The sequence below is a fragment of the Roseburia sp. 1XD42-69 genome (assembly GCF_003612565.1).
Taxonomy (GTDB): Bacteria; Bacillota; Clostridia; order Lachnospirales; family Lachnospiraceae; genus Roseburia_B.
This window is the reverse complement of record NZ_RAZG01000050.1, coordinates 21,472-29,174: the sequence shown is the minus strand read 5'-3', so window position 1 is coordinate 29,174 and position 7,703 is coordinate 21,472. Positions and strand designations below refer to the sequence as shown.

At 46.9% G+C, this 7,703-nt stretch carries 6 protein-coding genes; all 6 read right to left on the bottom strand.

Going from position 1 to position 7,703, the window contains the following annotated elements; all coding sequences use genetic code 11:
• Positions 1-96: 96 nt before the first annotated feature.
• On the bottom strand, positions 97-234 hold the full coding sequence (locus D7Y06_RS26065; protein WP_158591412.1) for a hypothetical protein: 138 nt from the start codon (positions 232-234) through the stop codon (positions 97-99).
• A gap of 37 nt (positions 235-271) precedes the next feature.
• Positions 272-463, bottom strand: coding sequence for a hypothetical protein (locus tag D7Y06_RS18020; protein WP_120409118.1), 192 nt, complete (start codon positions 461-463; stop codon positions 272-274).
• A gap of 88 nt (positions 464-551) precedes the next feature.
• Entirely contained in the window at positions 552-1,895 is a 1,344-nt protein-coding gene (locus tag D7Y06_RS18015) for an MATE family efflux transporter (protein WP_199714758.1), read from the bottom strand.
• Positions 1,896-1,963: 68 nt separating this feature from the next.
• Positions 1,964-3,175 (bottom strand): threonine ammonia-lyase, encoded by a 1,212-nt coding sequence (gene ilvA, locus D7Y06_RS18010; protein WP_120409117.1) that lies wholly within the window; start codon positions 3,173-3,175, stop codon positions 1,964-1,966.
• Complete coding sequence (ftsY, locus tag D7Y06_RS18005; RefSeq protein ID WP_120409116.1) at positions 3,169-4,122, bottom strand: signal recognition particle-docking protein FtsY; 954 nt, start codon at positions 4,120-4,122, stop codon at positions 3,169-3,171. The genes ilvA and ftsY overlap by 7 nt, the downstream gene beginning before the upstream one ends.
• Before the next feature lie 15 nt (positions 4,123-4,137).
• Positions 4,138-7,698: a chromosome segregation protein SMC gene (smc, locus tag D7Y06_RS18000; RefSeq protein WP_120409115.1), complete on the bottom strand. Its 3,561-nt coding sequence runs from the start codon at positions 7,696-7,698 to the stop codon at positions 4,138-4,140.
• Positions 7,699-7,703 lie beyond the last annotated feature (5 nt).

Below are 7,703 nucleotides of genomic sequence, written 5' to 3'. Positions count from 1 at the left end.
TGACAACTGAATAACTGCCAGATATTGAATTTTCAAGGTGCATAGCTAAAATCTATGTGCGAAGTTTGAGTTCCATATTAAAACCGGACAGGGATTCTATCCCTGCCCGTATATTTCCGGGGAGCCCCTGGAATTTTTCGGGGCAAAAGCGGACTCCCTGCCTGCATCTTTTGAAGCAGATATGCTTTTTTTTATATCCGGCTTCATCTTTTTCTTCTCATCCTGCATAAACATAAAAATCCCCCATTTTCTCCCCATCAAGACCAATGTACTATTCTTTCATCTTATCAATATCTGTAAGATTTACACCGCATACTTGAAGAATTGCTTTCAACGACAAATATTCATCTTTCAATTTCGCATATGTTTCAATAGCATTTTCTTTTTTTGCCAGCTGCATATACTCCTGAATCTTCATAAAATTATCAAGAGCAGCCTTTGCGACTTCTACTCCTGTTGGCATATGACCACCTGCTTTCTCATAAACAAAATTGGCTTGTATCTCTTTTCATTATAGCAAGCCGGAATTAAAGTGTAAAGCTTTATTCCCTTCACGCATCAGGCTGCTTTTTCCTCATAATAAGGAAATACACCGCCAGCAAAAGCCCCCCGGCCAAAACCCATGCCGCAGGGCTTGCCAGGCACACCCCCACATAGCTTTCCTGCTTTGCGGCAATCACCGCCACAACTCCTCTTCCTGTGAGCTCCGCCACCCCCGCCAGCATGGGAAGGAACCCGTAACCCATGCCCTGGATGCCGTTTCTATACACGTTTACCACCATAAGGGGAATAAAGAATAGTGCCACGCATACCAGATAAATATGCACCCGACCCATAATTTCCGTCACATTTTCGGAAATAAAAAGGTAGGTGAAATAACGCCCCACCGCAATGATAAAAATCCCCACCACAACAGAGTAAACGCACCCCATAATGGAGATGGAGCGGAATCCCTGGCGGATTCTGTCTGTTTTCCCCGCCCCTGTGTTCTGGGCGCAGTAGGTGGACATAGTGGTTCCCATAGCCACGTATGCCTGGGTGACAATCTGCTCGATTTTGTTGGCAGCGGTAAAGGCCGCCACCGCCCCGGAACCCAAAAGGTTCAATGCAACCTGCACCATCATAGCGCCTATGGCGGTTATGGAGTACTGTAAGGCCATGGGCAGGCCAATGCGGATTTGGGTATAAATCAAAAACTTATCCGGCCTGACATCTTCCCTGGAAACATGGAGAATAGGGACTTTTTTTACAATATAGTAAAAGCAGATAAGTCCGGATATCCCCTGGGAAATCACGGTAGCCCAGGCTGCCCCGGATACCCCCATGTGAAAGGCAATAATAAAAACCAAATCCAGTAATATATTTAAAAGTGCGGACAGTATGAGAAAGTACAGGGGCACTTTGCTGTTTCCAATGGCCCGCAGCAGGCTTGCCAGAAGATTATAAAGCATCTGAGCCACAATTCCTGCGCAGATAATCATAATATAGGTATAGGAATCTGCAAATATATCTTTTGGGGTGTGCATAAATTCTAAAAGCCACTTCATCCCAAACATAAAAACTGCCGTTAAAAGCAGGGTCATTCCCCCGGAAAGCCAGAGGGAGGAACCCACGGATTTTTTTAAGGCATCCATATCCCCTGCCCCGAATTTCTGGGCGGTGATAACGGAAAGCCCCGCCGTCATCCCCATGATAAAACCAAAAATTAAAAACATAATGGTTCCAGTGCTGCCCACCGCCGCCAAAGCGTCGGTTCCCACAAACTTCCCCACAATTATAGTGTCCGCCATACTGTAAAACTGCTGAAATACGTTTCCGATAAAAATGGGAAGGGTGAAATTTAATATGATTGTTCCCGGTTTCCCCACTGTCATATCCTGCTGTATTGCACTCATTTTTTCTATCTCCCGTCAAATAATTATTTTGCAGAACGACAAATCCCAGGAAAAATTCACCCTGTCTCCTAAAGATTTGTGCGCACCTGCTTGGGCTTGTACCCTGCCTTTTCTAAGGCTTTCATAATCTGCCTTTTATGGTCTGTCCCAAAACACTCTAACGTAATCCGCAGCTCCACCGCCGCATTGCGGTTGATGCTTACAAACTGGTTGTGCTCTAACTTAATGACATTTCCCTGCTCTTTTGCAATGGTCTCTGACACTTTGGACAGCTCTCCCGGCTTATCCGGCAAAAGAACGGAAACTGTAAAAATACGGTCTCTTAAAATCAGTCCCTGCTGCACCACGGAGGACATGGTAATCACGTCCATATTTCCCCCGCTGATAATGGAAACTACCCGCTTATCTTTCACATTTAAATGCTTTAACGCCGCCACAGTTAAAAGGCCGGAATTTTCCGCCACCATTTTATGGTTTTCCACCATGTCAAGGAAAGCTACCACCAGCTCGTCGTCATTTACGGCAATAATATCATCCAGATTTTTTTTGATATATGGGAAAATATTTTCTCCCGGAGTCTTTACCGCCGTGCCGTCGGCAATGGTGTTTACCGTGGGCAGTGTGACGACTTTTCCCGCCTCAAAGGAGGCCTTCATGCAGCTGGCCCCGGCAGGCTCCACCCCGATGACTTTAATCTTGGGATTTAAAAGTTTTGCCAGGGTGGACACTCCTGTGGCAAGGCCGCCCCCTCCGATGGGCACTAAAATATACTCCACTAAGGGGAGTTCCTTAAAAATTTCCATGGCTATGGTTCCCTGTCCCGTGGCCACCGCCAAATCGTCAAAGGGATGGATAAAGGTATACCCGTTTTTTTCCGCCAGCTCATAGGCATGGGCACAGGCCTCGTCATAGACGTCCCCGTAAAGCACAACCTCCGCCCCGTAGCTTTTGGTATGGTTTACTTTAATCAAGGGGGTGGTGGTGGGCATCACAATCACCGCTTTGGCATTGTAACACTGGGCGGCATAGGCCACGCCCTGGGCATGGTTTCCCGCGGAGGCCGTAATCAGCCCCTTGGCCCTCTCCTCCTCTGACAAAGTGCTTATCTTATAATAGGCACCCCTGACTTTATAAGCCCCGGTAAACTGCATATTTTCCGGTTTTAAATACACTTTATTTCCCGTCTGGCTGCTTAAGTAATTGCTGTATACCAGCTTTGTCTCAAGGGTAACCTCTTTTACTTTCTCACTTGCCTCTTCAAATTTATCCAAAGTCAGCATTCTGCTCTCTCTCCTTCCTCTTTCACATCAAATAAGGCATTGACATACTCATTGGCGTCAAACTTCTGCAAATCATCAATGGTCTCCCCCACCCCAATGTATTTCACCGGAATGGAAAGCTCTGACTGAATGGCCACGGCGATGCCGCCTTTTGCCGTACCGTCCATTTTTGTCAGCACAATTCCCGTAAGGTCCGCTACCTCCCCAAACTGCCTGGCCTGGGACAAGGCATTCTGCCCTGTGGTGCCGTCAAGGACCACCAAAGTCTCCCGGTAAGCCTGGGGAAATTCTTTATCGATAATCCGGTTAATCTTTTTTAACTCTTCCATGAGATTTTTCTTATTGTGGAGCCTTCCCGCCGTGTCACATAAAAGCACATCCGCTTTCCTGGATTTTGCCGCGGCAATGGCGTCATAAATCACAGAGGCCGGGTCTGCCCCCTCCTGTCCTCCAATCATCTCCACACCGGCCCGGTTCGCCCATTCTAAAAGCTGCTCTCCCGCCGCCGCGCGAAAGGTGTCCGCCGCCGCAATCACCACTTTTTTCCCCTGGGACTTTAACTTTCCTGCCAGCTTGCCCACAGTGGTGGTTTTTCCCACCCCGTTGACGCCGATCACAAGGACTACAGACAGCTCCTCCTCAAAACGATAGGCGGTTTCCTCCACCTGCATCTGCTCTTTGATGCTGTCAATCAAAAGCTGTTTGCAGTCCGCCGGCTCTTTAATTTTATTCTCTTTTACCTTGGCTTTCAAGTTCTCAAGAATATTTTCCGTGGCATTTACTCCCAAATCCCCCATAATGAGGATTTCCTCAATCTCCTCATAGAAATCGTCGTCGATACTGGAAAACCCGCTGAAAATAGAATCGATGCCGGAGACAATGGTCTCCCTGGTTTTCGTAAGCCCTGCCACCAGGCGTCCGAAAAATCCTTTTTTTTCCTCACTCATAAAAACTCCTCCAATCTACTTATCCAAATCTTTTTCGATTAAGTTTACAGAAACCAGCGTGGACACCCCTTTCTCCTGCATGGTAATGCCGTAAAGCCTGTCCGCCGCCCCCATGGTTCCCCTTCTGTGGGTAATCACAATAAACTGGGTATTTTTTGTCAGTTTATGGAGATATTTTGCAAACCTTCCCACATTGGAGTCATCCAAGGCCGCCTCAATCTCATCCAGAAGACAGAAGGGCGACGGCTTTAAGTTCTGAATGGCAAACAAAAGGGCAATGGCTGTGAGAGACTTTTCCCCTCCGGAGAGAAGAATCATGTTCTGAAGTTTTTTTCCGGGGGGCTGGGCAATAATCCGTATGCCGCACTCTAAAATATCCTCATCCTCCAATAGCTCCAAGGTTCCTTTTCCCCCGCCGAAAAGCTCTTTGAATGCCTTGTCAAACTCTCTTTGGATTTCCGCAAATTTCTCCGCAAACTGTTTGCGCATCCCGGTATCCAGCTCTTCAATAATCCCCACCAGGGTTGCCTCCGCCTCTATCAAGTCGTCGTGCTGGCCTTTTAAAAACTCATACCGTTCCGAAACTTCCTTATACTCCTCAATGGCATTGACGTTTACGTCACCAAGTTTTCGGATGTCCTCTTTTATCTGGGAAATCATTTTCTTTAACCAGGATAAATCCTCATATTCCTCATTGCGCAGCTCCATAGCCTTGTGCAGGGTGAGTTCATATTCCTCCCACATGTAATTGGTGTGGTTTTCCTTTGACTCCTGAAGCTTCTCCCGCTGGCTGTTTAAACGGAATATTTCTTTATCCAAAGCATTGATCCTGTTTTGGATTTCCTCCCGCTTGTCAAAAAAGCCTTTGTATTCCGTGGACATTTCCTCCCTGCGCTTTGTCTTTTCCCTAAGCTCCCTCTCCAGTTTTGTGTACTCTTCATCGGAGGCAAGGATGGTTTTTTCTATCTCTAAAATGTCCGCTTTTTTCTTTTGGGCATCCTCCCTGGCAACTGCAATTTCCCCTTTCAGTTCTTTCAGCTGGGCATCGCACCGCTGTATCTCCCCTAAGACACGCTCTATATTTGTTGCGGCAAACTCTGTTTTCTGACGGATATTTGCCTCCTCCATAAGCACCTCAGAAACGGTTTTATTCACACTGCTCTCAATATAAATCTGCTCGTCTAAGACCTGCTTAAACTGGCTGCTCTCCATATCGATTTCCTGTTCCCGCATTTTAGCTTCCTTAAGTTCCTCTAAGGCATGTCCTTTCTCCTGGTTTAAATCCTGCATCTGGCGTTCCAGTTCTCCCCGCTCGATTTCCAGGCCCTTTAAATCCTGTTCCCCTTCCTCCTTTAACTCCTTTGCCCGCTGTACATTTAACTGGGCCGTATTCTGGAGAATATACTGTTTCTGCAGTTTTTCTCCAATGTCTTTTGCATCATCCTCTATGAGGGTCTGGGCAGTGGCAATCTCCTCTTTCCTTTTTTTAAGCTCCTTTAACTGCTCCTTTAACCCTTCCAGTTCTTTGGACAAATCCTCAATCTCCCGGTTCCTTCCCAAAAGATTGCTGTTGTTTTTAAAGGCTCCTCCGGTAAGAGAGCCCCCGGGACGTAAGGATTCCCCTTCCAGTGTCACAATGTTTAAGGACTGGCGGTATTTTCTCTGGAGGGCAAGGGCGTTGTCAATATGGTCTACCACTAATACTCTTCCCAGCAGCTGGGCGGTAATTCCATTAAATTTTTCCTGGTTTTCCACCAGTGTATTGGCAAGTCCAATGACTCCCGGCTCTTTCAGCGCATCGGGATTTTTAAAATTTCCCCTTCCGTCCACAGAGGTTAAGGGCAAAAAGGTTGCCCGCCCCAGACGGTTTTCCTTTAAAAACTTTATCATTTTCTTGGCTGTCTGCTCATCCTCTGTGACAATATTCTGGATACTCCCCCCAAGGGCCGTCTCAATGGCTGTCTCATACTTTTTTTCCACTTTTATCAAATCGGAGACAACTCCTAAAAGACCTTTCTCCCTGTCTTTCTGCTCCATTACTTTTCGGATGCTCACCCCGTAACCATCGTAGCGCTCCGCAATATTTTTTAAGGATTCCAGCCGTGAGGATGTCCTGTGGTACTTGGCGGTATTTTCCTCATAGGTGCGGTTTGTCTCCGATAACTTTTTCTCCCAATCCTTATTCTGCATGAAAAGGGCTTCTTCCTCCCCTTTTAAGTTCCGGATTGTCTCATTGATTTCCTCTAATGTTTTTTCTTCCAAAGCCAGTTTTTCATCCAAATCTGATTCCTGGCTTTTCTTTTGCAAAAGCCTTTGGTTTAACTGTGCTTTGCGGATATTGATCTGCTCCATCAAGGTGTCAAATTTCTGCTGCCTTGCCTGAATGTCCGCCTTGCGGTTAAGAAGCTCCACCAATTCATTTTTCCCGTCGGAAATCCCCCTATTGCACCGGTCGATCTCCTGCTTTAAGTCATTTAACTCCCTCTCCGCCTTTTCCCTCCTGGACGAAACCGCAAGAAGCTGCCCGTCCAGCTCCTTTTTTTCTTCCTCATAGGTTTCCTTCTGCTGTAATTTTTCCCCCTGCTCTTTTTTCAGGGTTTCCATCTGGCTGGTAAAATGTTCGTCGGACATTTCCGCCGCCTTAATCTGCTCCTTTAGGACATTAATCTGGCCTTCTAATTTTCCTTTTAAGACAGTGGAATTCCCCAGATTTTCCCTGGCGGCCTCAATCTCCTGCTCCACAGTTTCAATGGCTTTCTGGGTCTTTTCATACTCCTGTTTTACCCTTTCAAACATGGCTGTGGTTTCTTTCATGTCGCTGTCGGCAATATCGTAATTGGAAACTACTTCTTTCATTTCCCCGTCAATCCGCTCCACTTCCAAAAGAAACATATTTACATCCAATGTCTTAAGCTCGTCTTTTTTCTTAAGGTATGTCCTGGCTTTTTCCGACTGGCGCTCTAAGGGCCCCACCTGGCGTTCCAATTCCGCTAAGATGTCTTTTACCCGGACTAAATTTTCCCGCTCCGTCTCCAGTTTTTTCTGGGCGGTAACTTTTCTTCTCTTATACTTTACAATCCCCGCTGCCTCGTCAAAAAGCTCCCGGCGCTCCTCCGGCCGGCCGCTTAAGATTTTTTCAATCTGGCCCTGGCCGATAATGGAATAGCCCTCCTTGCCGATTCCGGTATCGTAAAAAAGCTCGTTGACATCTTTTAACCTGCAGGGGCTTCCGTTAATCAGGTATTCGCTCTCCCCGGAACGGTACACTCTTCTGGCCACGGTTACTTCCTCAAAATCAATGTCCAGCCTGTGGTCGGAATTGTCCATGGTGATGGCCACATAGGCATAGCTTAAGGGTTTTCTGTTCTCTGTCCCTGAAAAAATAACATCCTGCATACTGGCGCCCCGAAGCTGTTTTGCACTCTGCTCCCCTAAAACCCAGCGCACAGCATCGGACACATTGCTCTTTCCGCTTCCGTTTGGCCCCACAATGCCGGTGATTCCGTTGTGGAAATCCAGCACAATCTTGTTGGCGAAAGATTTGAAACCGTGGACTTCTATACTCTTTAAATACATACTGT